The organism is Pseudomonas sp. NBRC 111123 (assembly GCF_001320205.1).
Lineage (GTDB): Bacteria > Pseudomonadota > Gammaproteobacteria > Pseudomonadales > Pseudomonadaceae > Aquipseudomonas > Aquipseudomonas putida_J.
Map to the genome: position 1 here is coordinate 40666 of NZ_BCAZ01000025.1, position 26200 is coordinate 66865.

The 26200-nt window shown below is 62.9% G+C and carries 19 protein-coding genes and 2 pseudogenes; 4 read left to right on the plus strand and 17 right to left on the minus strand.

Features of this window, described 5'->3' with window-relative positions; translation table 11 throughout:
• Positions 1–31 precede the first annotated feature (31 nt).
• The 6 genes from purU to APH27_RS14420 form a co-directional block, all read right to left on the minus strand.
• Positions 32–889 (minus strand): formyltetrahydrofolate deformylase, encoded by an 858-nt coding sequence (purU, locus tag APH27_RS14395; protein WP_027594310.1) that lies wholly within the window; start codon positions 887–889, stop codon positions 32–34.
• A gap of 12 nt (positions 890–901) precedes the next feature.
• Entirely contained in the window at positions 902–1534 is a 633-nt protein-coding gene (locus tag APH27_RS14400) for a sarcosine oxidase subunit gamma (protein ID WP_027917539.1), read from the minus strand.
• 180 nt (positions 1535–1714) lie between these two features.
• Positions 1715–4732 (minus strand): sarcosine oxidase subunit alpha, encoded by a 3018-nt coding sequence (locus tag APH27_RS14405; RefSeq protein WP_027917540.1) that lies wholly within the window; start codon positions 4730–4732, stop codon positions 1715–1717.
• Positions 4729–5064, minus strand: a complete 336-nt coding sequence (locus APH27_RS14410) for a sarcosine oxidase subunit delta (RefSeq protein ID WP_027917541.1) — start codon at positions 5062–5064, stop codon at positions 4729–4731. The genes APH27_RS14405 and APH27_RS14410 overlap by 4 nt, the downstream gene beginning before the upstream one ends.
• Before the next feature lie 14 nt (positions 5065–5078).
• Positions 5079–6329: a sarcosine oxidase subunit beta family protein gene (locus tag APH27_RS14415; protein WP_003255680.1), complete on the minus strand. Its 1251-nt coding sequence runs from the start codon at positions 6327–6329 to the stop codon at positions 5079–5081.
• 15 nt (positions 6330–6344) lie between these two features.
• Positions 6345–7598: a serine hydroxymethyltransferase gene (locus APH27_RS14420; protein ID WP_060485169.1), complete on the minus strand. Its 1254-nt coding sequence runs from the start codon at positions 7596–7598 to the stop codon at positions 6345–6347.
• A 339-nt stretch (positions 7599–7937) separates the two neighbouring features.
• Between APH27_RS14420 and APH27_RS14425 the strand changes: the two genes are divergently transcribed.
• Positions 7938–8978, plus strand: a complete 1041-nt coding sequence (locus APH27_RS14425) for a low specificity L-threonine aldolase (protein ID WP_027917543.1) — start codon at positions 7938–7940, stop codon at positions 8976–8978.
• Positions 8979–9092: 114 nt separating this feature from the next.
• Here APH27_RS14425 and APH27_RS14430 read toward each other — a convergent pair whose 3' ends face one another.
• From APH27_RS14430 to APH27_RS14440, 3 genes are all read right to left on the minus strand, one after another.
• Complete coding sequence (locus APH27_RS14430; protein ID WP_060485170.1) at positions 9093–11030, minus strand: methyl-accepting chemotaxis protein; 1938 nt, start codon at positions 11028–11030, stop codon at positions 9093–9095.
• A 193-nt stretch (positions 11031–11223) separates the two neighbouring features.
• On the minus strand, positions 11224–11526 hold the full coding sequence (locus APH27_RS14435; protein ID WP_027917545.1) for a cell division protein ZapA: 303 nt from the start codon (positions 11524–11526) through the stop codon (positions 11224–11226).
• Positions 11523–11753 carry a hypothetical protein gene (locus APH27_RS14440; protein ID WP_027917546.1) on the minus strand — a complete coding sequence of 77 codons (231 nt, stop codon included), beginning with the start codon at positions 11751–11753 and terminating at the stop codon, positions 11523–11525. Before APH27_RS14440 ends, APH27_RS14435 begins: the two co-directional genes overlap by 4 nt.
• A 292-nt stretch (positions 11754–12045) precedes the next feature.
• Between APH27_RS14440 and APH27_RS27160 the strand changes: the two are divergent.
• Both APH27_RS27160 and APH27_RS27165 read left to right on the plus strand, forming a co-directional pair.
• Positions 12046–12801 (plus strand): annotated as a pseudogene (locus APH27_RS27160) (MCP four helix bundle domain-containing protein); the annotation flags it as partial.
• Positions 12793–13656: a methyl-accepting chemotaxis protein gene (locus tag APH27_RS27165; RefSeq protein ID WP_371260234.1), complete on the plus strand. Its 864-nt coding sequence runs from the start codon at positions 12793–12795 to the stop codon at positions 13654–13656. The pseudogene APH27_RS27160 and the gene APH27_RS27165, both read left to right, overlap by 9 nt.
• Positions 13657–13784: 128 nt before the next feature.
• Here APH27_RS27165 and gbcB read toward each other — a convergent pair whose 3' ends face one another.
• Positions 13785–14885 (minus strand): glycine-betaine demethylase subunit GbcB, encoded by a 1101-nt coding sequence (gene gbcB, locus APH27_RS14450; protein WP_060485172.1) that lies wholly within the window; start codon positions 14883–14885, stop codon positions 13785–13787.
• Between the two features lie 295 nt (positions 14886–15180).
• Between gbcB and gbcA the strand changes: the two genes are divergently transcribed.
• Positions 15181–16473 (plus strand): glycine-betaine demethylase subunit GbcA, encoded by a 1293-nt coding sequence (gbcA, locus tag APH27_RS14455; protein ID WP_027917549.1) that lies wholly within the window; start codon positions 15181–15183, stop codon positions 16471–16473.
• Positions 16474–16958: 485 nt separating this feature from the next.
• Here the strand turns inward: gbcA and APH27_RS26875 are convergent.
• The 7 genes and pseudogenes from APH27_RS26875 to APH27_RS14485 form a co-directional block, all read right to left on the minus strand.
• A pseudogene (locus APH27_RS26875) lies at positions 16959–17132 on the minus strand (RHS repeat-associated core domain-containing protein); the annotation flags it as partial.
• Positions 17133–18253: 1121 nt separating this feature from the next.
• Complete coding sequence (locus tag APH27_RS14460; RefSeq protein WP_027917550.1) at positions 18254–19024, minus strand: electron transfer flavoprotein subunit beta; 771 nt, start codon at positions 19022–19024, stop codon at positions 18254–18256.
• A gap of 10 nt (positions 19025–19034) precedes the next feature.
• Positions 19035–20267 (minus strand): electron transfer flavoprotein subunit alpha/FixB family protein, encoded by a 1233-nt coding sequence (locus tag APH27_RS14465; RefSeq protein ID WP_060485173.1) that lies wholly within the window; start codon positions 20265–20267, stop codon positions 19035–19037.
• Entirely contained in the window at positions 20267–22219 is a 1953-nt protein-coding gene (dgcB, locus tag APH27_RS14470; protein ID WP_060485174.1) for a dimethylglycine demethylation protein DgcB, read from the minus strand. The genes APH27_RS14465 and dgcB overlap by 1 nt, the downstream gene beginning before the upstream one ends.
• A gap of 209 nt (positions 22220–22428) precedes the next feature.
• Positions 22429–24489, minus strand: coding sequence for a dimethylglycine demethylation protein DgcA (dgcA, locus tag APH27_RS14475; RefSeq protein ID WP_019096852.1), 2061 nt, complete (start codon positions 24487–24489; stop codon positions 22429–22431).
• Positions 24490–24504: 15 nt separating this feature from the next.
• Positions 24505–25035 carry a DUF5943 domain-containing protein gene (locus tag APH27_RS14480; RefSeq protein ID WP_008091518.1) on the minus strand — a complete coding sequence of 177 codons (531 nt, stop codon included), beginning with the start codon at positions 25033–25035 and terminating at the stop codon, positions 24505–24507.
• A 77-nt stretch (positions 25036–25112) separates the two neighbouring features.
• Positions 25113–26090 (minus strand): dipeptidase, encoded by a 978-nt coding sequence (locus APH27_RS14485; RefSeq protein ID WP_016392223.1) that lies wholly within the window; start codon positions 26088–26090, stop codon positions 25113–25115.
• Between the last annotated feature and the right edge of the window lie 110 nt (positions 26091–26200).

The window sequence follows — 26200 nt, forward strand, 5'->3', positions numbered from 1 at the left end:
CGAAAGGGCTGCAAAGCAGCCCCAGAAATGTTCAGAGAACGACAGTCCGGTTGGCGTTGAGGAACACCCGACGCTCGATGTGATACCCCACCGCCCGCGCCAGGGTCAGGCACTCGATGTCGCGCCCCTTGGCAATCAGGTCTTCCGGGTAATGGCTGTGGTCCACCACCTCGACGCCCTGGGCAATGATCGGCCCTTCATCGAGGTCGTTGTTGATGTAGTGCGCCGTGGCGCCAACCATTTTCACGCCCTTGTTGTACGCCTGGTGATAAGGCTTGGCGCCCTTGAACCCGGGCAGCAACGAGTGGTGAATGTTGATCGCCCAGCCATCCAGGCGCCGGCACAGCTCAGGCGACAGCACCTGCATGTAACGGGCAAGGATCACCAGCTCGGCGCCGGTCTCCTCGATCACCTGCAGCACCTTGCGCTCTTGCCCGGCTTTGTCGTTGGGGTCGAGTGCGAAGTGGTAGTAAGGAATCTTGTGCCAGTGCGCCAAGGGTTCGAGGTCGGGGTGGTTGGACACCACCGCGACCACGTCCATGCCCAGCTGCCCGATGCGCTGGCGGTACAGCAAGTCATTCAGGCAGTGGTCGGCCTTGGACACCATGATCACCACCTTGGGACGGTGATTGGGTGCGGTCAGCTCGAAGGCCATGCCGAACGCTTCGCTGCGTTCGGCCAGGCCGGCACGGAAGCCCGCCTCGTCAAAATCGTCCGGCTGGCGGAATTCGACGCGAATGAAGAAGCGCCCCGACTGCCGGTCATCGAAGGAGTGGTGCTCCGTCACGTAGCAGCGCTGCTCGTAGAGGAAACGCGTCACCACGTCGACGGTGCCGAGCATGCTCGGGCAGTCGGCGGTGAGAATCCAGGTATCCGGTGCCCGACTCATGTTCTGCTCTCCTTAAGCCTCGATGCTCAGGCCGTATTCGGCCGAAGCGTCCTGCAGCCACAGCCACCAGTAGTCGGCGAAGCTGCGGCGGATCACCAGTTCCCAGGTGTCTTCGGCGGTGCGGCGGATCACCAGTTGCGACTTGGCGAACACGGTGCCGACTGCCTTGCCCACCGGGAAGTTGTTCGGGTGAACATCATAGCTGGTGGACTTCATCAGCACTTCGCGCACGTTCGGGCCGCGCAGCTCCAGCAGGCTCTGCCCGCCGCTGACGTTGACCACCTGGATGTGCTGGCCGTCGAGGGCCGCGCGCAGCTTCTGCTCCACTGCCAGCTCCTGGCCGCCGGGCACGATCAGCAGCCACTCATCCGGGCCTACCCATTGCAGCGACATCTCGTTGTTGGCGACCACGGTCAGGGCAACCGGCAGCTCCAGGCCCAGGGCCTTGTGCACGCCAGCGGCGAATTCCGGGTTGTGGCCATCGCCACGCAGGGTCAGGTGGCCGAGGAACTTGCGTTCCCGCAGGGTCACGCCTGCGTTCTTGCGGCCCTTGCCGACCAGGCTGGCCAGGTCGGCGTGGTGCAGTGGCGACTGGGCCTTGGCATCGCTGCCGGGGTTTTGCTGGAAGACGTTGATAGCGCTCATTTCTTACCTGCCTTGAATTCTGTTGATCGCGAAGACCTGAGGTAGAACCTGTTGGCACTGACGGTGGAGATCCTGTGGGAGCGGGTTTACCCGCGAAGAGGGCGGTGAATCCACCATCGCAATCGCGGGTGAACCCGCTCCCACACAGACCGCATTCCAGCCAGTGCTACTGGTGAAGCCTCAAACGTTCTGCCGCTCACCCTTCGGATCGAAGAACACCGAAGACACGATCTCCGCCTCGATCACGCTGCCATCGGCCTGTGGCGAATAAACACGCTCGCCCATGCGCTTGAGGCCGCCCTTGACCACACCCATGGCGAACGAATAGCCCAGGGAGTTGGAGGCATAGCTGGAGGTAACGTGGCCGACCATGTCCATCGGGATCGGTTGCTTCGGATCGAACACCAGCTGGGCGCCTTCTGGCAGCCACTTGGTTGGGTCGATCGGCTTGAGGCCTACCAGTTGCTTGCGGTTGTCGCGCAGGCAGTCTTCGCGGTTCATGCCACGCAGGCCGATCCACGAGAACGGCTTGTTGCGGCCAACGCACCAGCTCATGTTGAGGTCGTCCGGGTTCATCGAGCCATCGGTATCCTGGCCAACGATGATGAAGCCCTTCTCGGCACGCAGGACGTGCATGGTCTCGGTGCCGTACGGGGTCAGGTTGTACTTCTTGCCCGCCTCGATGATCTGCTCCAGCACGCCCATGGCGTAGTTGGCCTGCACGTTGACTTCGTACGACAGTTCACCGGTGAACGAGATACGGAACACGCGGGCTGGCACGCCGCCAACATTGCCTTCCTTCCAGGTCATGAACGGGAAGGCTTCCTTGTCCATGTCGATGTCGGTCAGTTCGCTGAGCAGCTTGCGGCTGTTCGGGCCAGACAGGGTCATGGTCGCCCAGTGGTCGGTGACCGAGGTGAAGTACACCTTCATCTCTGGCCATTCGGTCTGGTGGTACAGCTCCATCCACTGCAGCACGCGGGCGGCGCCGCCGGTGGTGGTGGTCATGATGAAGTGGTTGTCGCCGACGCAGGCGGTCACGCCGTCGTCGAAGACCATGCCGTCTTCCTTGCACATCAGGCCGTAGCGGGCCTTGCCCACGTCGAGCTTGGTCCAGGCGTTGGTGTAGATGCGGTTGAGGAACTCGCGGGCATCCGGGCCCTGGATGTCGATCTTGCCCAGGGTCGAGGCGTCCAGCAGGCCCACGCTGTCGCGCACGGCCTTGCATTCACGCGCCACGGCAGCATGGATGTCTTCACCGGCTTTCGGGAAGTACCAAGGGCGCTTCCACTGGCCGACGTCTTCGAACTCGGCACCGTTCTTCACGTGCCAGGCATGCAGGGCGGTGAAGCGTACCGGCTCGAACAGGTGGCCACAGTGGCGACCGGCTACTGCACCGAAAGTCACCGGCGTGTAGTTCGGGCGGAACATGGTGGTGCCCATTTCCGGGATGGTGATGCCGATCGAACGGGCGGCGATGGCCAGGCCGTTGATGTTGCCCAGCTTGCCCTGGTCGGTACCGAAGCCCAGTGCGGTGTAGCGTTTTACGTGCTCGACCGATTCGAAGCCTTCGCGGGTGGCCAGTTCGATGGCGGCTGCGGTGACGTCGTTCTGCTGGTCGACGAACTGCTTGGGTGCGCGGGCCGTGCCTTTGTCGTGCGGCACCTGGAACAGCGCCACGGTGGCCTCTTCCTTGCGCGCAACGGTTTTCGGCAGGCTGCCAACGGTGGCTTTGAAGCCGGCTTCGGTGGCTGCGCGAGCGCCGCCTTCGAAGCCATCGGCAATCACGTCGCCCAGGGCGTAGACCCCGTTGATGCCGCCTACGCATTCGCGTTTCTGTGGGGCATCGCCCGGCACGAAGCCGAGGATGTCTTCACGCCATACCGGGCGACCGCCCAGGTGCGAAGCCAGGTGCACGATCGGGCTGTAGCCACCGGAGGTAGCGATCAGGTCGCATTCGAGGGTTTCGCCAGGGCTGGTGACCTTGTGCGCCTGCACATCGATGGCGGCCACACGGGCGCCGCTGACGTGCTTGGTGCCTTTGGCCTCGATCACGGCGCTGGAGGTGAGGATGCGGATGCCTTTGGCACGTGCTTCTTCAACCAGCGAACCGCGTGGGTTGTGGCGGGCGTCGGCAATGGCAACCACCTGCAGGCCAGCGTCGTGCCAGTCCAGCGCGGCGCGGTAGGCGTGGTCGTTGTTGGTCGACAGCACCAGCTTGCGGCCCGGCGCCACGCCGTAGCGGCGTACGTAGGTGGACACAGCACCTGCCAGCATGTTGCCCGGCAGGTCGTTGTTGCCGTACACCAGCGGGCGCTCGTGGGCGCCGGCAGCCAGGACCACGCGCTTGGCGCGGACGCGGTGCACACGGTGGCGAACCTGGCCGATCGGGGCGCGGTCGCCGAGGTGGTCGGTGAGGCGCTCGTGAATGGTCAGGAAATTATGGTCGTGGTAGCCGTTGACCGTGGCGCGTGGCAGCAGGGTCACTTCCGGCAGGCCTTCGAGCTCTTTGACCACGGCGTTGACCCAGTCGGCGGCCGGCTTGCCGTCGAGGGTTTCGCGGGTGTCGAGCAGGCTGCCGCCGAACTCTTCCTGCTCATCGGCCAGGATCACCCGGGCACCGCTGCGTGCAGCGGCCAGGGCGGCGGCCAGGCCAGCAGGGCCGGCGCCGACGATCAGCACGTCGCAGTGCTGGTTCATGTAGTCGTAGCTGTCCGGGTCGTTCTGCAGCGGCGCACGGCCAAGGCCGGCGGCTTTGCGGATGTACTTCTCGTACGTCATCCAGAACGATTTCGGGTACATGAAGGTTTTGTAGTAGAAGCCCGGCGGCATCATGCTGCCACCGACCTTGCCAAGGATGCCCATGACGTCGTTGTTGACGTTCGGCCAGCCGTTGGTGCTGGTGGCGACCAGGCCTGCGTACAGCGCCTGCTGAGTGGCACGTACGTTAGGGATCTGGGTGGCTTCGCTGGAGCCGATCTGCAGGATGGCGTTCGGCTCTTCGGTACCGGCAGCGATGATGCCGCGTGGGCGCGAGTACTTGAAGCTGCGGCCGACGATGTCGACGCCATTGGCCAGCAAGGCAGCGGCCAGGCTGTCACCGGCATAACCCTGGTAGGTCTTGCCGTTGAAGGTGAAGTTCAGGACCTTGCTGCGGTCGATACGGCCGCCGCTGGCGAGGCGATAGGTCTGGCTCATACTTTTTCCCCTTGGCCTTTGACGGCGGACGGTGCGTTCGCAGCTTTGCCATCAGCAGTCACTTGCGGCTTCTGGCCAATCTTGTAGGTTTCCAGAATCTCGTAAGTCACGGTGTTACGGGTGACGTTGAAGTACTGGCGGCAGCCGGCAACGTGGTCCCACAGTTCATGGTGAATACCGCGTGGGTTGTCACGGTAGAACATGTAGGTGCCCCACTCCTCGTCGGTGCAGGCGTTGGGGTCCAGCGGGCGGGCGATGTGCGCCTGGCCAGAGGCGTGGAACTCTTCTTCGGAGCGCAGCTCGCCGCAGTGGGGACAGAAAATATGCAACATGACGGTGTCTCCGGTTAGTGGGCGACGGCGGCGGCGCCGTGTTCGTCGATCAGTGCGCCGTTGTAGAAACGGTCCATGGAGAACGGCGCGGCCAGTGGGTGCATTTCGCCCTTGGCCAGGCTCGCGGCGAAGACGTTGCCCGAACCCGGGGTCGCCTTGAAGCCACCGGTCCCCCAACCGCAGTTGAAGAACATGTTCTTGACCGGGGTCTTGGTGATGATCGGGCAAGCGTCCGGCGAGGTGTCGACGATGCCGCCCCACTGGCGGTTCATGCGCACGCGCGAGAGGTTGGGGAACATCTCGACGATGGCCTGCAGGGTGTGCTCGATCACCGGGTAGGAACCACGTTGGCCGTAGCCGACCCAGCCGTCGATACCGGCACCGATCACCAGGTCGCCCTTGTCGGACTGGCTGATGTAACCGTGAACGGCGTTGGACATGATCACCGAGTCGATGATCGGCTTGATCGGCTCGGATACCAGCGCTTGCAGCGGGTGCGATTCCAGTGGCAGGCGGAAGCCGGCCAGCTTGGCCATGTGCCCGGAGTTACCGGCGGTGACCACACCAACGCGCTTGGCACCGATGAAGCCTTTGTTGGTTTCCACGCCGATGACCGCGCCGTTTTCCTTGCGAAAGCCAATCACTTCGGTCTGCTGGATCAGGTCCACGCCCAGGGCGTCGGCGGCACGGGCGAAGCCCCAGGCCACGGCGTCGTGACGGGCCACGCCACCACGGCGCTGAACGGTTGCGCCGAGGATCGGGTAACGGGTGTTCTTCGAGCAGTCCAGGTACGGGATTTCGGCCGCGACCTGGGCAGTGTTGAGCAGCTCGCCATCGACGCCGTTGAGGCGGTTGGCGGAAACACGGCGCTCGGAGTCACGCATGTCCTGCAGGGTGTGGCACAGGTTGTAGACACCGCGCTGGGAGAACATGACGTTGTAGTTGAGGTCCTGGGACAGGCCTTCCCACAGCTTCATGGCGTGCTCGTACAGGTGCGCCGACTCGTCCCACAGGTAGTTGGACCGCACGATGGTGGTGTTACGGGCAGTGTTGCCGCCGCCCAGGTAGCCTTTCTCGATCACGGCAACGTTGGTGATGCCGTGCTCTTTGGCCAGGTAGTAAGCCGTGGCCAGGCCATGGCCGCCACCGCCGACGATAACCACGTCGTAGACCTTTTTAGGGGTCGGCGTGCGCCACATGCGCTGCCAGTTTTCGTGGTGGCTGAGGGAGTGTTTGAAGAGGCCGAAGCCCGAGTAGCGTTGCATGGTCGTTTACTCCACTCAGCGGTAAACAGGGAAGTCGGCGCACAGGGCCGCGACGTTCTTCGCCACATCGGCTTCGACGTCAGCGTCACCGAGGTTGTCGAGGATGTCGCAGATCCAGCCGGCCAGCGCTACGCACTGGGCGACCTTGAAGCCGCGGGTGGTCACGGCCGGGGTGCCGATGCGCAGGCCAGAAGTGACGAACGGCGACTGCGGGTCGTTCGGCACGGCGTTCTTGTTGACGGTGATGTGCGCGCGGCCCAGGGCGGCGTCGGCATCTTTGCCGGTCAGGCCCTGGCGAATCAGGCTGACCAGGAACAGGTGGTTGTCGGTGCCGCCGGAGACCACGTCGTAGCCGCGGTCGACAAACACCTGGGCCATGGCCTGGGCGTTTTCGATGACTTGTTTCTGGTAGCTCTTGAACTCAGGCTCCAAGGCCTCTTTGAAGCACACCGCCTTGGCGGCGATCACGTGCATCAGCGGGCCGCCCTGGGCGCCCGGGAATACTGCGGCGTTGAGCTTTTTCTCGATCTCTTCGTTGGCCTTGGCCAGGATCAGGCCGCCACGTGGACCGCGCAGGGTCTTGTGGGTGGTGGTGGTAACCACGTCGGCGAACGGGATCGGGTTCGGGTACAGGCCCGCGGCAACCAGGCCGGCGACGTGGGCCATGTCGACGAACAGCAGCGCACCGACCTTGTCGGCGATGGCGCGGAAACGCGGGAAGTCGAGGGTCTTGGAGTAGGCCGAGAAACCGGCAACGATCATCTTCGGCTTGTGCTCGACCGCCAGGCGCTCGACTTCGTCGTAGTCGATCAAGCCAGTCTTGGTGTCGATGCCGTACTGCACAGCGTTGTACAGCTTGCCCGAGGACGACACCTTGGCGCCGTGGGTCAGGTGGCCGCCGTGGGCCAGGCTCATGCCTAGGATGGTGTCACCGGCCTGCAGCAGGGCCAGGTAGACCGCACCGTTGGCCGAGGAACCGGAGTGTGGCTGGACGTTGGCGTAGTCGGCGCCGAACAGCTGCTTGGCGCGCTCGATGGCCAGCGCCTCGACCTTGTCGACGTGCTCGCAGCCGCCGTAGTAGCGCTTGCCTGGGTAGCCTTCGGCGTACTTGTTGGTCAGGCCGCTGCCCTGGGCCTGCATCACGCGCTTGCTGGTGTAGTTTTCCGAAGCGATCAGCTCGATGTGATCTTCCTGACGCTGTTCTTCGGCATTCATCGCCGCCAGCAGTGCATCGTCGTAACCCTGGATCTGGTCTTGCTTGCTGAACATCGTGTATCTCCCGGCAGCGATCGTTTTTTGTCGTGGGGCACTGTGGCCCTTTGTGGCGATGTTATGACTGGGCGGGGTGGGTCAGATGCCTGCGCACGCCTTGCAATGGCGCGTTTACGACATTGGCTTGGGTGTTGACCGTGCCGGCCCTTTCGCGGGTAAACCCGCTCCCACAGGTACGGCAGTGTGCTGAAGGCTTGTGGTATCCCTGTGGGAGCGGGTTTACCCGCGAAGAGGCCGGCATGGGCACCCGATAAATAGACGGTTGGGCTGCTTGTATAGGCAACCGCTGAATCGATGGTTTAGAGTGCTGTTCTGCGTCGTTCACAGGACAGTGTCATGACAGATAAGAGCCAACAATTCGCCAGCGACAACTATTCCGGCATCTGCCCCGAAGCCTGGGCGGCGATGGAGAAAGCCAACCGCGGCCACGACCGCGCCTACGGCGACGACCAGTGGACCGAGCGTGCCTCGGCGTACTTCCGCAAACTGTTCGAAACCGACTGCGAGGTGTTCTTCGCCTTCAACGGCACCGCCGCCAACTCCCTGGCCCTGGCCTCCCTGTGCCAGAGCTACCACAGCGTGATCTGCTCCGAGACCGCCCACGTCGAGACCGACGAATGTGGCGCGCCGGAGTTCTTCTCCAACGGCTCCAAGCTGCTCACCGCGCCCAGTGTCAATGGCAAGCTGACGCCGCAATCGATCCGCGAAGTGGCACTCAAGCGCCAGGACATCCATTACCCCAAACCGCGAGTGGTCACCCTTACCCAAGCTACCGAGGTCGGTACCGTCTATCGTCCTGACGAGCTCAAGGCAATCAGCGCCACCTGCAAGGAGCTTGGCCTTAACCTGCACATGGACGGCGCACGCTTCACCAATGCCTGCGCGTTCCTTGGCTGCAGCCCGGCCGAGCTGACCTGGAAGGCCGGTGTCGATGTGCTGTGCTTTGGCGGCACCAAGAACGGCATGGCGGTAGGCGAGGCGATCCTGTTCTTCAACCGCCAGCTGGCCGAGGACTTCGACTACCGCTGCAAGCAGGCCGGGCAACTGGCGTCGAAGATGCGCTTCCTGTCGGCGCCGTGGGTGGGGCTGCTGGAAGATGGCGCCTGGTTGCGCCACGGCAACCACGCCAACCATTGCGCGCAGTTGCTGGCGTCACTGGTGAGTGACCTGCCAGGGGTGGAACTGATGTTCCCGGTGGAGGCCAACGGGGTGTTCCTGCAGATGCCGGAGCCGGCGATTGAAGCACTGCGTGGCAAGGGGTGGCGGTTCTATACCTTCATTGGCAGTGGCGGCGCACGGTTCATGTGCTCATGGGATACCGAAGAAGAGCGGGTGCGGGAACTGGCGGCGGATATCCGCAGCATCATCAGCGCCTGACAGATGGCCGGTAGGGCTTCGCCCGACTTTCGCGACGCCGCTCCTACAGGAGGCCGCAACGCCTTGTAGGAGCGGCCTTGTGTCGCGAAAGGGCCGCACAGCGGCCCCCGCATGCTAAAGCTTGAACCCGCCCATCTGCCGCGCCAGGTCGTCGGCCAGCCCACGCAACGCCTGGCACTCCTCCCGGCAACCTTGCACCTCGGCCGCCGTCTCCCGCGCCAGATCGGAAATCCCCTGTACCGTCCGGTTGATTTCTTCAGTCACCGCCGACTGTTCCTCGGTCGCCGTGGCCACCTGATGGTTCATGTCGCTGATGTGCTCGACCTGATCGGTGATCGCACCCAACGACGCGCCGGTCAGTTGGCTCGACTCCACACCACTGCCCGTCGCGCGCTGTCCTGCCTGCATCGAGCTCACCGCTGAGCCTGCGCCCTGCTTGAGGCGCTGGATCATCTGCTGCACTTCATCGGTGGACAGCTGTGTGCGCCGGGCCAAGGTGCGCACTTCGTCTGCCACCACGGCAAACCCACGCCCCATCTCCCCTGCCCTGGCCGCTTCGATTGCAGCATTCAATGCCAACAGGTTGGTCTGTTCGGAAATACTACGAATCACTGCCAGTACTTCATCGATCGAGGCGACTTCATCGGCCAACTGGCTCACCGCATCAGCAGCCATGCCGATGTCCCCCGACATGCCCTCGATGCCTTGGATCGAGCGCCGTACCACCTCACGCGCCTGCATGGCTTCATCCCGCGCAGTTTGCGATGCCTGGGCCGCATCACCGGCGTTACGGGCAATGTCCTGCACGGTCAGGCCCATCTCATGCACGGCAGTGGCGACCATCTCGGTCATCTCCTGCTGCCGCCCGGAACGTTCGGCGGTGTTATCCACAACCTGGGTCACCTGCTCTACTGCCTGATGCAGGCGCCCGCTGGTGCGCAGCACCTCACCGATCAAGCCGCGCTGGCTGTCGAGGAAGCGGTTGAAACCACGGGCCAGGTCGCCCAGTTCATCCTGGCGGGAATCGTCCAGGCGATGGCTGAGGTCGCCACTGCCACTGCCAATCTGTACCAGCGCGGCGGTAACGCGACGAATCGGCCGCACCAACCCACGCGCCAGCAGCACCACCAGCAGCAGCGAAACCAATGCAACCGCACCGCCGATAAGGCTGGTCAGCCACACCGCCTGGCGCATCTGTGCGTAGATTTCCGACTTCGGTACCTCGGCTACCAAGGTCCAGTTCAGGTCGCGCAAGGGCAACCCCAGCGCCAGATAGTCTTCGCCATCGCGGCTGAAGCGACCGCTGTGCAGTTGGCCCCCCTTGGCCATTACCGCCCTGGCGGCGTCCTCACCCATCTGTTCGGCGAGCTGGCGCTTGCCGCTGAAGGCGTTATCCGGGTGCACCTGGATCAGGCCATCGTTGCGCACCAGGAAGACCTTGCCGTGCTCGCCAAAGCTGAAGTCGTGGATGAGTCTCGACAACTCGGCCATGCGCAGGCCCATACCAGCCACGCCGACCAGTTTGCCGGCCTTTTCCACCCGGTAGTCGATGAACAGCGCCAACTCGCCCGTCGCATGATCGATATCGATGTTCACCAGGCGTTCGGCACCGCTGTCGATATAGCCGTAGAACCACTTGTCATTGGGGTTGCTGCGGCTGAGGGTGCGATCCAGGCCATTCTCGTTGTAGTAGTTGCCCGTTTCGGTCGAGGCGAACAACGCGGTGAATGCATGGTTGCGCTGCTTGGCAGCCTGGAGGTATTCCAGAAATTGAGGGGCTTGAGCGGGATCTTCGCCAGCGGCAAGCCAGTCGCGCAGCAGCGTATTACCGGCAATGTCGGCTGCAGCCACCAACGGCTGGCCGAGCATGCGCTCGATGTCATTGCGGATCGCTTCGATACTGGCCGGCAAGGCGGTGTCGACCAGGTAACGCTCGGTCAGGCGGTTGAGCGCCACCGTAAAGATGACCACCACCACCAGAATGCTCGCCAGCAGGGCGGCGCCCATGCTTGCGATCAATTGCCACTGGATGCTTTTACGCCAGATACGCATGCCCCTGCTCCCCGCTAATTATTGTTTTGCGAGAAGTGTATACACTTGCGTATTCAGTTAATCCAGTGATCTGGAACAATGGGACTGCTTCGCAGTCCTTTCGCGACACAAGGCCGCTCCTACAAAGGGCATGCGTTACCGGTAGGAGCGGCCTTGTGCCGCGAAAGGGTCGCAAAGCGACCCCAGGGATTGATCAAGACTCAGCAATAGTCTTGACGATGGCATCGACGGTGGCATCGATCTGCGCCTGGGTACGCTCGAGGGTCTGCTGGTGCTCCTTCTGCAGTTCGACCTGCTTGGAACACAGATTCAGCGCGGCCAGTACCAGCAACTTGTCACCGATCAGGGTCGGGTACTGGCGCTTGGTCTCGTTCAGCGCGGTATTGAGCATCCGCACTGCCTGGGCCAAGGTCTCTTCCTGGCCTTCGGGCGCCTTGATCGAATAGTCGCTGCCGAGGATCGACACGACATTGATCGGCTGCGCTTGCAGTCTCATGCGCCGACGACACCTGCGCTGGCGCGGTCAACCAGCGCCTGGATACGCGCGGCGGTAGCGCCATTCTTTTCTTCCTGCTCCATCAGCGACAGCTGCAGGGTCTCGTTTTCTTCCTTGGCCTGGGCCAGTTCCTGGCCGAGGGTGGTGTTCTGCTCGGTGAGTTGAGCGTTTTTCTGCATCAGGTCGCTGACCAGTTGCTCGAGTTGATTCAGGGAGGCTTCCAGCATGGGTCTATCTCGGGTTGTTGCAAAGGGCGCACACGATAAAGAAAAGCGTGAGCCCCCGCCATTAAATATCGGATTCTTAAGGTTTCTACCCCGCAGATTGACAGGGTATCGGGCCCCTTGTTCCGACCTGGATCAACCGCCGGTCAGGTAAATAGTTAGCAGGCTCACATTTTCCGTCAGTCAGCCTCAAGACTGATGAGTCACGACCGATAGACAGGCAGGTCATATTTCGTCGCATGGACCGCGCCCCCCCTATTCCTTGCCTGGACTTTTACCCATGTCTCTTCGCAACATGAACATCGCCCCGCGCGCGTTGCTCGGGTTCGCCCTGATCGGCGTACTCATGCTCGGCCTTGGTATTTTCTCGCTCATGCAGATGGGCAACATCCGACAAGCCGGCGTGGCCATCGAAAATGTGAGCGTGCCCAGCATCAAGACCCTGGACGAGCTGACCGCACTCAACCTGCGCATGCGCACCCTGTCCTACCGCCTGCTGCTCAACCGTGAGCCGGAAACCCAGCGCGACACCCTCAACCTGCTGGACCAGCGCAACGCCCAGATCGACCGTGCCCGCCAGGCCTACCTGCCGATGATCGGTGCTGCGGACGAGCAGGCGGCCTTCGACCAGTACACCCAGTTGCTCAGCCAGTACCGCCAGCTCGAGTCGCGCATGCGCAGCCTGAGCCAGGCCGACCGCCTGGACGAGCTGCGTGACCTGCTCAACCGCGACCTGTTGGCCAACTCCGACCAGATCAACAAGGTCATGGACACCCTGGTACAGATCAATACCGACCAGACCCGCGCCACCAACCAAACCGCCGCCAACCAGTACGCCGCCGCCTTCGCCCTGGTGATCGGCCTGTTGATCGCCGCCACCGTGCTGACCTTCCTCTGCGCCTTCCTGCTGACCCGCAGCATCGTCAAGCCGATCGAAGAGGCCCTGCAGGCAGCCGAACAGGTGGCCGACGGCGACCTGACCAAGGTGATCCGCGCCGAAGGCAGCGACGAAGCCGCCCGCCTGCAGCGCGCCATGGCCCGCATGCAGGACAAGCTGCGCGACACCCTGCAGCTGATCGCCGGTTCCGCCACCCAGCTGGCCTCGGCAGCCGAAGAGCTGAATTGCGTCACCGACGAAAGCGCCCGTGGTCTGCAGCAGCAGAACAATGAAATCGAGCAGGCAGCTACCGCCGTCACCGAAATGACCAGCGCCGTGGAAGAAGTGGCGCGCAACGCGGTCAGCACTTCGGAGGCCTCAAGCGAAGCCAGCCGCTCGGCCGGCGACGGTCGTGACCTGGTCATGGAAACCGTGGGCGCCATCGAACGCATGAGCGGTGACGTGCAGGCCACCGCCAAGCTGATCACCCACCTGGCCGAGCAATCGCGCGACATCGGCAAGGTGCTCGACGTGATCCGCGGCCTGGCCGACCAGACCAACCTGCTGGCGCTCAACGCCGCGATCGAAGCGGCACGTGCCGGTGAGGCCGGTCGTGGTTTTGCCGTGGTGGCGGATGAAGTGCGGGCGCTGGCCCATCGTACCCAGCAGTCGACCAGCGAGATCGAGCGCATGATCGGCAGCATCCAGGGCGGTACCGAAGAAGCGGTGGAATCGATGCGTACCAGCACCGAACGCGCCGAGTCGACGCTGAATATCGCCAAGGGTGCGGGCATGGCGCTGGACACCATTGCCGGCGCTGTGGCGCAGATCAACGAGCGTAACCTGGTGATTGCCAGTGCGGCAGAAGAACAGGCCCAGGTGGCGCGGGAGGTGGACCGCAACCTGGTGAACATCAACGACCTGTCGGTGCAGAGTGCTACCGGGGCGCATCAGACCAGCGCGGCGAGTGCGGAGCTGTCGCGCCTGGCGGTGGACCTGAATGGCCTGGTAGCCCGCTTCCGCACCTGACTTGAGAATGCCGGGGCCGCTTTGCGGCCCGTTCGCGACACAAGGCCGCTCCTACAGGGAAACGCATACCCTTGTAGGAGCGGCCTTGTGTCGCGAAAGGGCTGCAACGCAGCCCCGGCAATCTCGGATCAGTAATCGATCCGTACATCCCCCTTCGGCACACTGCAGCACGACAGGATGAAGCCCTCGGCTTCGTCTTCCTCGGTAATCCCGCCGTTGTGCTCCATCTCCACTTCGCCGCCCAGCTTGAGCACCTTGCAGGTCCCGCAGATGCCCATGCCACAGGCTTTGGGAATCATCAGCCCGACCTTCGCCGCCGCTGCATGCACAGTCTCGCCCGGGGCGACGCGGATGCTCTTCTCGCTGCCGATGAACTCCACCAGGTTGAGGTCCGAAGCATCCACTTCCGGCGCATCGGCCGCCTGTTCGGCATGCTCCACCGCATCGGCCTTGGCCTCTGCCGGCGTGGCACCGAACGATTCCTCGTGGTAGTTCTTCATGTCGAAGCCGACCGCTTCGAGCATGCGCTTGACTGCGGTCATGTACGGCGTCGGGCCGCAGCAGAACACCGTGCGCTCCATGTAGTCCGGCGCGATCAGCTCCATCAGGCGCTGGTTGAGGTAGCCGCGGTAACCCGCCCACGGCTCACCCAGCCCGTGCTTCTCGCAGATGATGTGCAGGCTGAAGTTGGGGATGCGCGAGGCCATCTGTTCCAGCTCGCGGTGGTAGATGATGTCTTTCGGCGAACGCGCGCTGTGCACGAAGACCATGTCGACGTTGGCGTTGGTGTCGTAGAACCAGCGCGCCATCGACATCACCGGGGTAATGCCGACACCCCCAGACAGGTACAGCGTCTTGCCCGCCGGGAAATCAATGGCGTTGAACAGCCCCACCGGGCCATGCACCGGCAGCTCGGCGCCTTCGTGCATGGTGTCGTGAAGGAAGTTGGAAACCAGCCCGCCCGGCACGCGCTTGACCGTGATCGAGAAGCTGTAGGGCACCGACGGCGAGCTGGAGATGGTGTAGGAGCGCATCACCGGCTTGCCTTCGATCTCCAGCTCCAGGGTGACGAACTGCCCGGGCTTGAAGAAGAACATGATCGGCTGGTCGGCCATGAAACAGAAGGTGCGCACGTCCCAGGTCTCCTGGATGACCTTGACGCAGCGCACGATGTGGCGGCCGTTGGCCCAGGTCTGGGTGGTGACCGGATTGAGGAAGGTATCGGACATGTTCATCTCCAGCGGCCGACTATGGCCCTTTTTATGGCTGCGATAATGCGCAAGCTGAACGCGACGTACATTCCTGCCAGCGACATCGGCGTGCTTATCGCGACCAGCCCCGTGATACAAGGGCTGGCGCGTCGTAATTCAAATCGGCCATGTCGCCCATGGATACGGTTCGCGCCGCCTTCGGACGCACACTCCACGGCAAAAGAAGCTGCCTTTTTCCGGCAGTCAGTCTTGCGGCACCACAACAACGATTAGCCACCTTTTGCCGGCCGCACACGGCCCCGAGGATTACACGATGGACGTCACCGCAACCCTGAGCCTGGGCGATCCACTGGAACCTGCACGCAAGGCCACCGCCGAGATGCTGCAGACCCGCGAGCGCACCTACTCGCTGCCCCAGCCGTTCTACACCGACGAGCGTCTGTTCCAGATCGACATGCAGGAGATCTTCCAGAAAGAATGGCTGATCGCCGGCATGACTTGCGAGATCCCGGCAAAGGGCAACTACATCACCCTGCAGATCGGCAAGAACCCGATCCTGGTGGTACGCGGTGCTGAAGGCAAGGTGCACGCCTTCCATAACGTCTGCCGCCACCGCGGCTCGCGCCTGTGCGTCAGCGACAAGGGCAAGGTGGCCAAGCTGGTCTGCCATTACCACCAGTGGACCTACGAGCTGGACGGCCGCCTGCTGTTTGCGGGCACCGAGATGGGCGCCGATTTCGACATGAAGGAATACGGCCTGAAGCCTGTGCACGTGAAAGTGGCCGGCGGCTACATCTTCATCAGCCTGGCCGAAAACCCGCCTGCCATCGACGAGTTCCTGGCCACCCTGGACCACTACATGGAACCGTACGACATGGAGAACACCAAGGTGGCGGTGCAGACCACCTTGATGGAAAAGGCCAACTGGAAGCTGGTGCTGGAAAACAACCGCGAGTGCTACCACTGCTCGGGTTCGCACCCCGAGCTGCTGCAAACCCTGCTGGAGTGGGACGACACCAACGACCCGCGTGCCAGCCAGGAATTCAAGGACCACGTAGCCAGCTCTGCTGCTGCCTGGGAAGCCGAGAAGATCCCTTACCTGCACAAGAGCCATGGCCTGCGTAACCGCATCGTGCGCATGCCGCTGCTCAAGGGCACCGTGTCGATGACCATGGACGGCAAACAGGCCTGCCAGAAGCTGATGGGCCGCATCAAGAACCCGGACCTGGGCTCGATGCGCATCCTGCACCTGCCGCACTCGTGGAATCACTGCATGGGCGACCACATGATCGTCTTCACCGTGTGGCCGATCAGCGCCCAGGAGACCATGGTCACCACCAAGTGGCTGGTGCACAAGGATGCCGTGGAAGGCGTGGACTACAACCCTGAGCACATGCGCAAGGTGTGGGATGCCACCAACGACCAGGACCGCCGCCTGGCCGAAGAAAACCAGCGCGGGATCAACTCCACCGCGTACCAGCCTGGGCCTTACTCGAAGACTTATGAGTTTGGTGTGGTCAACTTCATTGATTGGTACAGCGGGCGGATGCTGAACAACCTGGGTGCGGAGCCAGCACCGTATCTCAAGGAAGTGCAGGCGCAGTAGTTTCTTGGCGCAAGCGGATAGCGACGGATGTCGCTATCCATGCTTCCAGAGCTGGATCAACCACCCCTGATATCTCCGGCATTAAGAGTTGACGGCAGCCCTAGAGGCGTCAAGGGCACCAACATTTCCGGATTGCTTGGCCGCCATGGCTTCGCCTGAGCCAACTTCCATGCTTCAAATGCGGTGGTACCCAGCGAGATAGAAGTCAACGTCGCCAATGCCCAGGTCTGCCAATTATTCTCCGGCTCAGTCGTCCTCACTACACCAATGGTCAACCCCGCAGTGCCAGACAGTAGACTGATGCTCGAGAGCCACCAATCCTTGCGCTCAGGTAACGGAATGGTCGGTGCAGTTTGATCCAAGGCACTACTGCGAGCAACACGGCTTTGCTTGAAGAATGACCTGAAGCGCAGTCCGCTAACAAATATCCCGAGCAGATTGCTAAAGATACTCAGCACGGGCAGCACATAGTCTTCTGCCTTCTCACCAGTGGGATCGCGATGGTTGACCGGGTCGCCCAGGCAATATGCATAGGCATTCACACCACCTTCACCGAATGGGCTCAGCCGGTCTGCTGCTTGAAAACGCATCAATGCAGGGTTGTAGGCACGGTAACCATTTCCCAAGTGATAGCACCCCGTCAACGGGTCTCGCCACTGAGCGTTGAAAGCCAATACGGAGCCCACTGCATGCGGTTGATGGCCATGTGCAGAGTATCGACTGAAAGCGTGGGGTTTGGAGGGCATATGGGCTGTCCGGATGTGGGTTGCACCTGAAGATTCAGCGGCCAGCTTATCCCGCTAGCCAACGCCCAGAAACTAGCAATTCTGTCAGTTCAACGAGTTATCAACAGGCTCTTTGCCGCAAACGACTCCGTGTCATCCATCAACTGTCATACCGCGACTCATTCAAAATGAGCATTTTTTGATCATTTCGCCACAGGCCAAGCTACCATTGGTCTACAGAAGAGTTCGAACAACTTACCCACAGAGCCACCAACAGAGAATGTGGACGGTGCCTCTGCGCACCTTCCAGTGCTGTTGATAAGTCCGCCAAGGCGTTATTTGACGCGCAGATAGCAAAAACTTTCGTTGCATGGTCACTTTTTGATCAGTGCATCGCAGCCCGCATCATATATGGGCTTCAGCGTATCCCCAACATATTATCCACAGACCGGTTCACAGTGAATGTGGGTAAGTCAAAGGGCTTCGGGTGCAAATAGGCTCCGAGGCAGGACCTCTATGCTGATCAAATTTCAATCAATTACACGCACGCACCGAAATACAAGGCCTGCAGTGAAGCGCCAACACTTTATCCACAGCATGGCGAACAGATTCCGTGGGCAAAAAAGAGGTGTACCTGATATTTCTGCCAGTTTCGTGAAATAGCGCGATGTGATGGGGTAATAGCTTCTACTCTGGCAGCACCCAGGAGTGACTTATGCACAGGCGCCAGGAGAGCACTGTGAGATGGTTCGATGAAGCGCGGGGGTTGGGGTCATCAGCGTTGAAGGGGAGCGCCGGGATTAGCTGGTTTTGCGCTGTGCTGCAGTGAATAGGCGTTGTCGGAGGGGGCGCGGGTGTTATTCGATCCCGCGGGCGAGGCGCTGGGCAGCTGAGCATTCAATGTGATCATGATGAAGTGAAACGTGTAGGCGCGGCCTTGTGTCGCGATGGGCCGCAGCGCGGCCCCAATATCTCGAACCTGCTCAGGATTGCCGGGGCTGCTGCGCAGCCCATCGCGACACAAGGCCGCGCCTACACGAGGACCGCGTGAGGTTTCAGCGCAGCACCCCCTCTTCCACCAGCAGCTTGAGAATGGCTTCGGCGCCTTCCTGTGGTGAAACATCCTTCAATACCTTGCCGCCGCCACCACTGGCCTTGGCGGTGGCGGCCTTCATGCGGTCAGCACCGCTCTTGGCCTTGATCACCTTCAGGCGCTTGGGCCGAGGACGGGCCGGTTGCAACTCGGCATCGGCCAACAGCTCATCTTCGACAATGGCCACGTGACGTGCCGCCAGTACGCCCCGGCGCGCAGGGCCAAAGGCGCTCTGGCGCGGCTTTGGCGCGGCGTTATCCACAGTTGCCAGCAACGGCAGGCGCACTTTCAGCCGGCGCCGCTGGCCCCGCGGAAGAGCCTGCAGTACCTGGGCGGTGCCGTTCTCGATCGACTCTACCTCGGCCAACCCCACGATCAACGGCCAGCCGAGCTTTTCGGCCAACAGGAACGGCAGCATGCCCGACCCTTCACCGGTCTCGGCCTGGCTGCCGGTCAGCACCAGCTGGGCGCCAGCATCGCGCAGGTAATCACCCAGCACGCCTAGTACATCCGCTCCAGCCGGCTGCTCCAGTACATCCAGATGGTCCAGGCCCATGCCCAGGTAGGCGCGCAGTGCCTCTTCCCGAGGGTCGCCGGCATGCACCACCTGCAAGTTATCCCCAGCCAGCTGCAAGCCCAGCTCCACTGCACGCGCATCCTGCTCGGCGCGGCGGGCGCGGCCGGAGCTGGGGTGGGCACCGATGGAAACCAGGCTGATCACTTTCGTACTCATGCTCGTGCCCTTATGCCGCGTCGCGCTGGCCGCCGCTGCGGAAGTTGTCCACAGCCTCGATCAGTGCCTGGAGAATCGCCGAACTGTCGCCAATCACCGACAGGTCGGCCCGTTTGATCATGTCGCAGCCCGGGTCCATGTTGATCGCCACCACCTTGTCGCAGGCGCCGATGCCCTGCAGGTGCTGGATCGCGCCAGAGATACCCACAGCCACGTAGACTCGCGCTGTAACCCAGGTACCGGTGGCACCGACTTGGCGGTTGCGCGGCATGAAGCCGTCGTCCACCGCCACCCGCGAGGCGCCTTCGGTGGCGCCCAGGGCTGCAGTGGCCTTGTGGTAAAGGTCCCAGTCCTTGACGCCATTGCCGCCAGAGACGATGAACTCGGCTTCGGCCATGGCGATGGTCGCCGGGTCGACGGCCACCGAGCCCAGGTCTTCGATCCGCGACAGGCTGCGCACCACGCTTGTGGACAACTCCACCGGAAGCGCTTCGTGACGGGTTTCGCTGACCGGTTCGGCACACTCCGCCGCGCCCAGGATCAGGCGTGGCACGGCGCGTTGCAGGTCTTGCTGGCCGGCACCGGCGCGGCCGATGCACTGGCCGTCCTTGACCTGCCAGACACGCGTCGCCGGGCGCTCGCCCAGGGCCGCGCCAAGGCGGCGGCCCAGTTCGCCGCCACCGCTGCGGCTGTCGGGCAACAGCCAATGGCGCGGGGTGAACTGGTTATCCACAGCGCGCAGGCCCTGCACCAGTTGTTCCGGTGCATAACCTTCAAACTGCTCGCCTTCAAGGACCAGCAAGCGATCGACACCGGCTGTGGAAAAGTTGCTTTCCTTATGTTCGCCAAACACCACCGCCAGCACTGCGCCGTCGCTGCCGGCCAGGCCATGGGCCAGGCCGAGCAAGTCGCGGTCGTGGCTGCTCAGGCGGCCGCCGACCATGTCCGGTACCACGGCAATGTAGAACGCGGGCGCTGGCACCTGGTGCAGCGGCAGTTGCACTTCGGCGGCCGCCGTACGCCGCCCGCCGACACCGGTACCCTGTTGGGCGCCGCTGCGGTCGATGCGCTTGAGGCCAGCCGGGCCGATGAAACCTGCGGCGATGGCATGGGGGTTCTTGCGGATCAGGCCGTTGGGGCCCATCCAGCGGGTCTGTTGCGTCTGCATCGCCGCGTGCAGCGGATGCAGACGGTTACGGGCGATCCACTCGGCGCGTGGATCGCGGCGGATGATGTCGCTCATCAATGCACCTCCGCAGGTTCGCGTTTAACCGTTGGCGACTTTGGGGCCGCGGGCGTTTCCTCTTCGATCAGCACATCGGCCACCAGCTCGGCGAGGTCCTTGATCTGTGGGCGCGGTTCGACCACACCTTCGAGCATCGCGGTGCACTGCGGGCAACCCACGGCCACCAGCTCGGCCTTGGTTTCGCGGATGTCGTCCATGCGCATGTCCGGAATCCGCTGCTTGCCAGGGATGTCGGTGATCGGCGCTCCGCCGCCGCCACCACAGCAACGGGAACGGAAGCCCGAGCGTTCCATTTCGCGTACCTCGATACCCAGCGCCTTGAGCACTTCGCGCGGCGCTTCGTACTCACCGTTGTAACGGCCCAGGTAGCACGGGTCGTGGTAGGTGACACTGCCGCCCTTGTGCTGGCCGAGGTTCAACTTCCTGGCCGCGATCAGTTCAGCGATGTAGGTGCTGTGGTGCTGCACCGGGTACTCACCGCCCAGTGCGCCGTACTCATTCTTCAGTACATGGAAGCTGTGCGGGTCGCAGGTGACGATGCGCTGGAACTTGTACTTGGCCAAGGTCTGGATATTGCGCTTGGCCAGATGCTGGAAGGTCGCTTCATCGCCCAGGCGGCGCGCCACGTCACCGCTGTCGCGTTCTTCCAGGCCAAGCACGGCAAAGTCCACGCCGGAGGCCTTGAGCACTTTGACGAACGAACGCAGGGTGCGCTGGTTGCGCATGTCGAAGGCACCGTCACCGACCCAGAACAGCACGTCGGTAGCCTTCACCTCCGACAGCAGCTGCAGGTTGAGGTCGGCCGCCCAGTTCATCCGCCCGCCGGGGGCGAAGCCGCCGGGGTTGTCGGTGGCGATCAGGTTGTCCAGCACCTCGGCGCCCTTGTTCGGGGTCGCGCCTTTCTCCAGGGTGAGGTGGCGGCGCATGTCGACGATGGCATCGACGTGCTCGATCATCATCGGGCATTCCTCGACGCAAGCGCGGCAGGTCGTGCACGACCACAGCGTCTCGGCGTCGACCAGGCCATTGACGATTGGCTGATGGGGGTTGCCGCTGTGCTCGCCAATCGGCTTGCCAGGATAGGGGCTACCGGCAAAGTTGGCATCGCTGCCACCGGCCAGGCCGATGACCATGTCCTGAATGAGCTTTTTCGGGTTCAGCGGCTGGCCTGCAGCGAATGCCGGGCACATGGCCTCACATTTGCCGCACTGCACGCAGGCGTCGAAACCGAGCAGCTGGTTCCAGGTGAAGTCCACCGGCTTTTCCACGCCCAGCGGCGCATTCGGGTCTTCCAGGTCCAGCGGCTTGAGGCCGGTGGACCGGCCGCCGCCGAAGCGTTCGGCGCGGCGGTGCCAGGCCAGGTGCAGGGCACCGGCGAAGGCGTGCTTCATCGGGCCGCCCCAGGTCATGCCGAAGAACAGCTCCGACACGCCCCACAGCACACCCAGGCCGAGGATGCCGACCATCACCCAGCCACCGGTGTTGGCCGGCAGGATGCCAGCAACCGGCAAGGTGGCGATGAAGAAGCTGGCGGCGAACACCAGCAGGCTCTTGGGCAGGCGCATCCACGGGCCCTTGGACAGGCGCGAAGGCGGGTTCAGGCGGCGTTTGAAGACAAAGATGGCACCCGTGAACATGATCACCGTGGCGACCAGCAGCGCGTAGCCGAGGATCTTGCTCTGCAGGCCGAAGCCGTGCACCAGGATCGCCAGCGCGGCCGACAGCACGAAGCCGCCGGCAGTGGCCACGTGGGTCTTGGACATGTACTTGTCGCGCTCGACCACGTGGTGCAGGTCGACCAGGTAGCGCCGCGGCATGGCCAGCAGGCCGCCGATCAGGTCGACCTTGGATGCCCGGCCACGTCGCCACATGCGCACCCGGCGCAGGGCGCCGAGCACCGCCAGGCCAAAGGCAGCGAACAGCAGGATGGGTAAAAGGGTGTTCAACATGGGAGGCTCCCACAACAGCTGGATTCTTGCGCCGCCACGAAGGCCGACGCGGACCCCATGCAGGAGCGGCCTTGTGTCGCGAAAGGGTCGCGAAGCGGCCCCAAAATCTATACTGCTGTGAAGATCTTGGGGCCGCTTCGCAGCCCTTTCGCGACACAAGGCCGCTCCTGCACGGGGGGCCAGTCCCGCCCCTTAAAGAGGCGGTGCGATCAGAAGTCCTTGCACAGGCGCAAGGCGTCGTAGATCGCCGCATGCACGTTGCGCTGGGCCACGCAGTCGCCGATGCGGTAAAGCAGGTAGCCCTCGCCCGGCTGGCTGAGGATCGGCTGTGGCTTGATGGCGAACAGCGCCTCCACGTCGATCTGGCCCTTGTTGCGCGAACCTTCCTTCAGCGCGTAATACAGCTGCTCGTCCGGACGCACGCCGTTTTCCACCACCACCTGGTCGACCACGCGTTCTTCCTTGGCGCCGGTGTATTCGTTCTCCAGCACCGCGACCAGCTTGTCACCTTCGCGGTAGACCTTTTCCAGCATCATGTCGCCGGTCATGATCACTTCTTTCGGGTACATGCTGCGGTAGTAGGTCGGGAAGGTGGTACCGCCCATGGCCACGCCTGGCTTGATGTCGTCGGTGACGATCTCCACCTGGCTGCCCTTGTCGGCAATGAAGTCGGCAACCGACATGCCGGTGAATTCGCAGATGGTGTCGTACACCAGCACGTTCTTGCCCGGCGCAACCTTGCCGTCGAGCACGTCCCAGCTGCTGACCACCAGCCCTTCGGCGGCGCCCCAGTGCTCGTTCTGCTCCAGGAACGAATGCCCGCCCACGGCCAGCACGATCACATCGGGGCGCAAATCCTGGATAGTGGCCACGTCCGCAGCGGTGCCCAGGCGCAGGTCCACCTTCAGGCGCGCCAGCTCCAGCTGGTACCAGCGGGTGATACCGGCAATCTGGTCACGCTGCGGGGCCTTGGCGGCGATGGTGATCTGCCCGCCGATCTGGTCTTTCTTCTCGAACAGGGTCACGTCGTGGCCGCGTTCGGCCGCCACGCGGGCCGCTTCCATGCCGGCAGGGCCGGCGCCCACCACCACCACCTTGCGCTTGACGCCGGTGGTCTTCTCGATGATGTGCGGCACGCCCATGTATTCACGGGAGGTTGCGGCGTTCTGGATGCACAGCACATCCAGGCCCTGGTACTGGCGGTCGATGCAGTAGTTGGCACCGACGCATTGCTTGATCTGGTCGATCTGGCCCATCTTGATCTTGGCGATCAGGTGCGGGTCGGCCATGTGTGCACGGGTCATGCCGACCATGTCGACGTAACCGCCTTCCAGAATACGCGTGGCCTGGTTCGGATCCTTGATGTTCTGCGCGTGCAGCACCGGGACCTTGACCACTTCCTTGATACCGGCCGCCAGGTGCAGGAACGGCTCCGGCGGGTAGCTCATGTTGGGGATGACGTTGGCCAGGGTGTTGTGGGTGTCGCAGCCCGAACCGACCACACCGATGAAATCGAGCATGCCGGTGGCGTCGTAGTACGCCGCGATCTGCTTCATGTCCTCATGGCTGAGGCCATCGGGGTGGAACTCGTCACCGCAGATCCGCATGCCTACGCAGAAGTCGTCGCCAACTTCGGCACGCACGGCCTTGAGCACTTCCAGGCCGAACTTCATGCGGCCCTCGAACGTGCCGCCCCATTCGTCGGTACGCTTGTTGACCCGCGGGCTCCAGAACTGGTCGATCATGTGCTGGTGCACGGCCGACAGTTCCACGCCGTCCAGGCCGCCTTCTTTGGCCCGACGCGCCGCCTGCGCGTAGTTGCCGATCACGCGCCAGATTTCTTCCACCTCGATGGTCTTGCAGGTGGCGCGGTGCACCGGCTCACGGATGCCCGACGGCGACATCAGGGTCGGCCAGTTGAAGCCGTCCCAGCGCGAGCGACGGCCCATGTGGGTAATCTGGATCATGATCTTGGCGCCATGCTTGTGCATGGCGTCAGCGAGGTTCTGGAAGTGCGGGATGATGCGGTCGGTCGACAGGTTGACCGACGCCCACCACTCCTGCGGGCTGTCGATGGCGACGACAGAGGAGCCGCCGCAGATCGCCAGGCCGATGCCACCCTTGGCCTTCTCTTCGTAGTACTTCACGTAGCGGTCGGTAGTCATGCCGCCGTCAGTGGCGTAGACCTCGGCGTGCGCGGTGCTGAGCACGCGGTTGCGGATGGTCAGTTTGCCGATCTGGATCGGCTGGAACATTGCTTCGAATGCCATGACGCTATCTCCGGCTTACAACGGCTTTGTGACGAACAGGCCATCTTCGTGGCCCTCTTCCGACCCGCCATAGACCTGCTCGGCCACGGTGCGGATCTTGCTGCCGCGGGCAGCGAGAATCTGGTCCATGGCGCCGGCGAACCAGCCGGTGAACATGTAGTCGACCTTGCGCCCGCACTTGCCATAGACGTACACGAACGCGGAGTGCTTGAGCTTGACGCTGCAGGTGCCTTTATCCAGGTCGATGTCCTGGATCTCGAACAGGCCCCAGCCACGCTGGCTCAGGCGCTTCATGTAGTGCTCGAACACCGCCACGCCTTCCAGGCCATGGCATTCGGCTTCCTTCTCGCACCAGTGCCAGGCGGACTTGTAGCCGGCCTTGTAGAGGATCTCGGCATAGGCGTCGGCGCCCAGCACTTCCTCGATGCCGATGTGGTTGTTGACGAAGAAATGACGCGGTACATACAGCATCGGCAGGGCGTCGCTGGTCCAGACACCGGTCTCGCTGTCGACTTCGATTGGCAATTGCGGGGCGATCTTGGCCATGGAAACTCAACTCCATAAAAATTTTTATGTGGGTGCCCCGGCGTTGCTGGCAGGGGCTATCAGGCTTGGAGAGCGGCTTACTCGCCCCAGACGTCCTTGAGGACGTTGACCCAGTTCTCGCCCATGATCTTGCGTACCACGCGCTCGGAATGGCCGCGCTTGAGCAGGGTCTCGGTGAGGTTGGGGAATTCGCCGACCGTGCGAATGCCCAGCGGGTTGATGATCTTGCCGAAGTTGGTCAGGCGACGGGCGTAACCCTTGTCATGGGTCAGGTACTCGAAGAAGTCCTGGCCGTGGCCCTGGGTGAAGTCGGTACCGATACCGATGGCGTCTTCACCGACAATGTTCATGGTGTACTCGATGGCCTCGGCGTAGTCGTCGATGGTCGAGTCGATGCCCTTGGCCAGGAACGGCGCGAACATGGTCACGCCGACGAAGCCGCCGTGGTCGGCAATGAACTTCAGTTCTGCGTCCGACTTGTTGCGGGGGTGTTCCTTCAGGCCCGAAGGCAGGCAGTGGGAGTAGCAGACCGGCTTCTTGGATTCGAGGATGACTTCCTCGGACGTCTTGGAGCCGACGTGGGACAGGTCGCACATGATGCCGACGCGGTTCATCTCGGCGACGATCTCGCGGCCGAAGCCCGACAGGCCGCCGTCACGCTCGTAGCAACCGGTGCCGACCAGGTTCTGGGTGTTGTAGCACATCTGCACGATGCCCACGCCCAGCTGCTTGAACACATCGACGTAGGCGATCTGGTCTTCGAACGCATGGGCGTTCTGGAAGCCGAAGAGGATGCCGGTCTTGCCCAGTTCCTTGGCCTTGCGGATGTCGGCGGTGGTACGTACCGGCATCACCAGGTCGCTGTTGTCGCGGATGAGCTTCTGGCTGGCAGCGATATTGTCGACGGTCGCCTTGAAGCCTTCCCAGACCGACACCGTGCAGTTGGCCGCAGTCAGCCCGCCTTTGCGCATGTCCTCGAACAGCTCGCGGTTCCATTTGGCAATGATCAGGCCGTCGATGACGATGCTGTCGGCGTGAAGTTCGGCTGGGCTCATCAGGCTGTCCCCTTTTGTTGATTTGGGCCGCGCCGAATCTTCTGCCGGCGCTTTGGGGCCAGCATATGCCTGTGCCCTGCGGCGCCCCGATGCAAAAACGACAGGGGGTT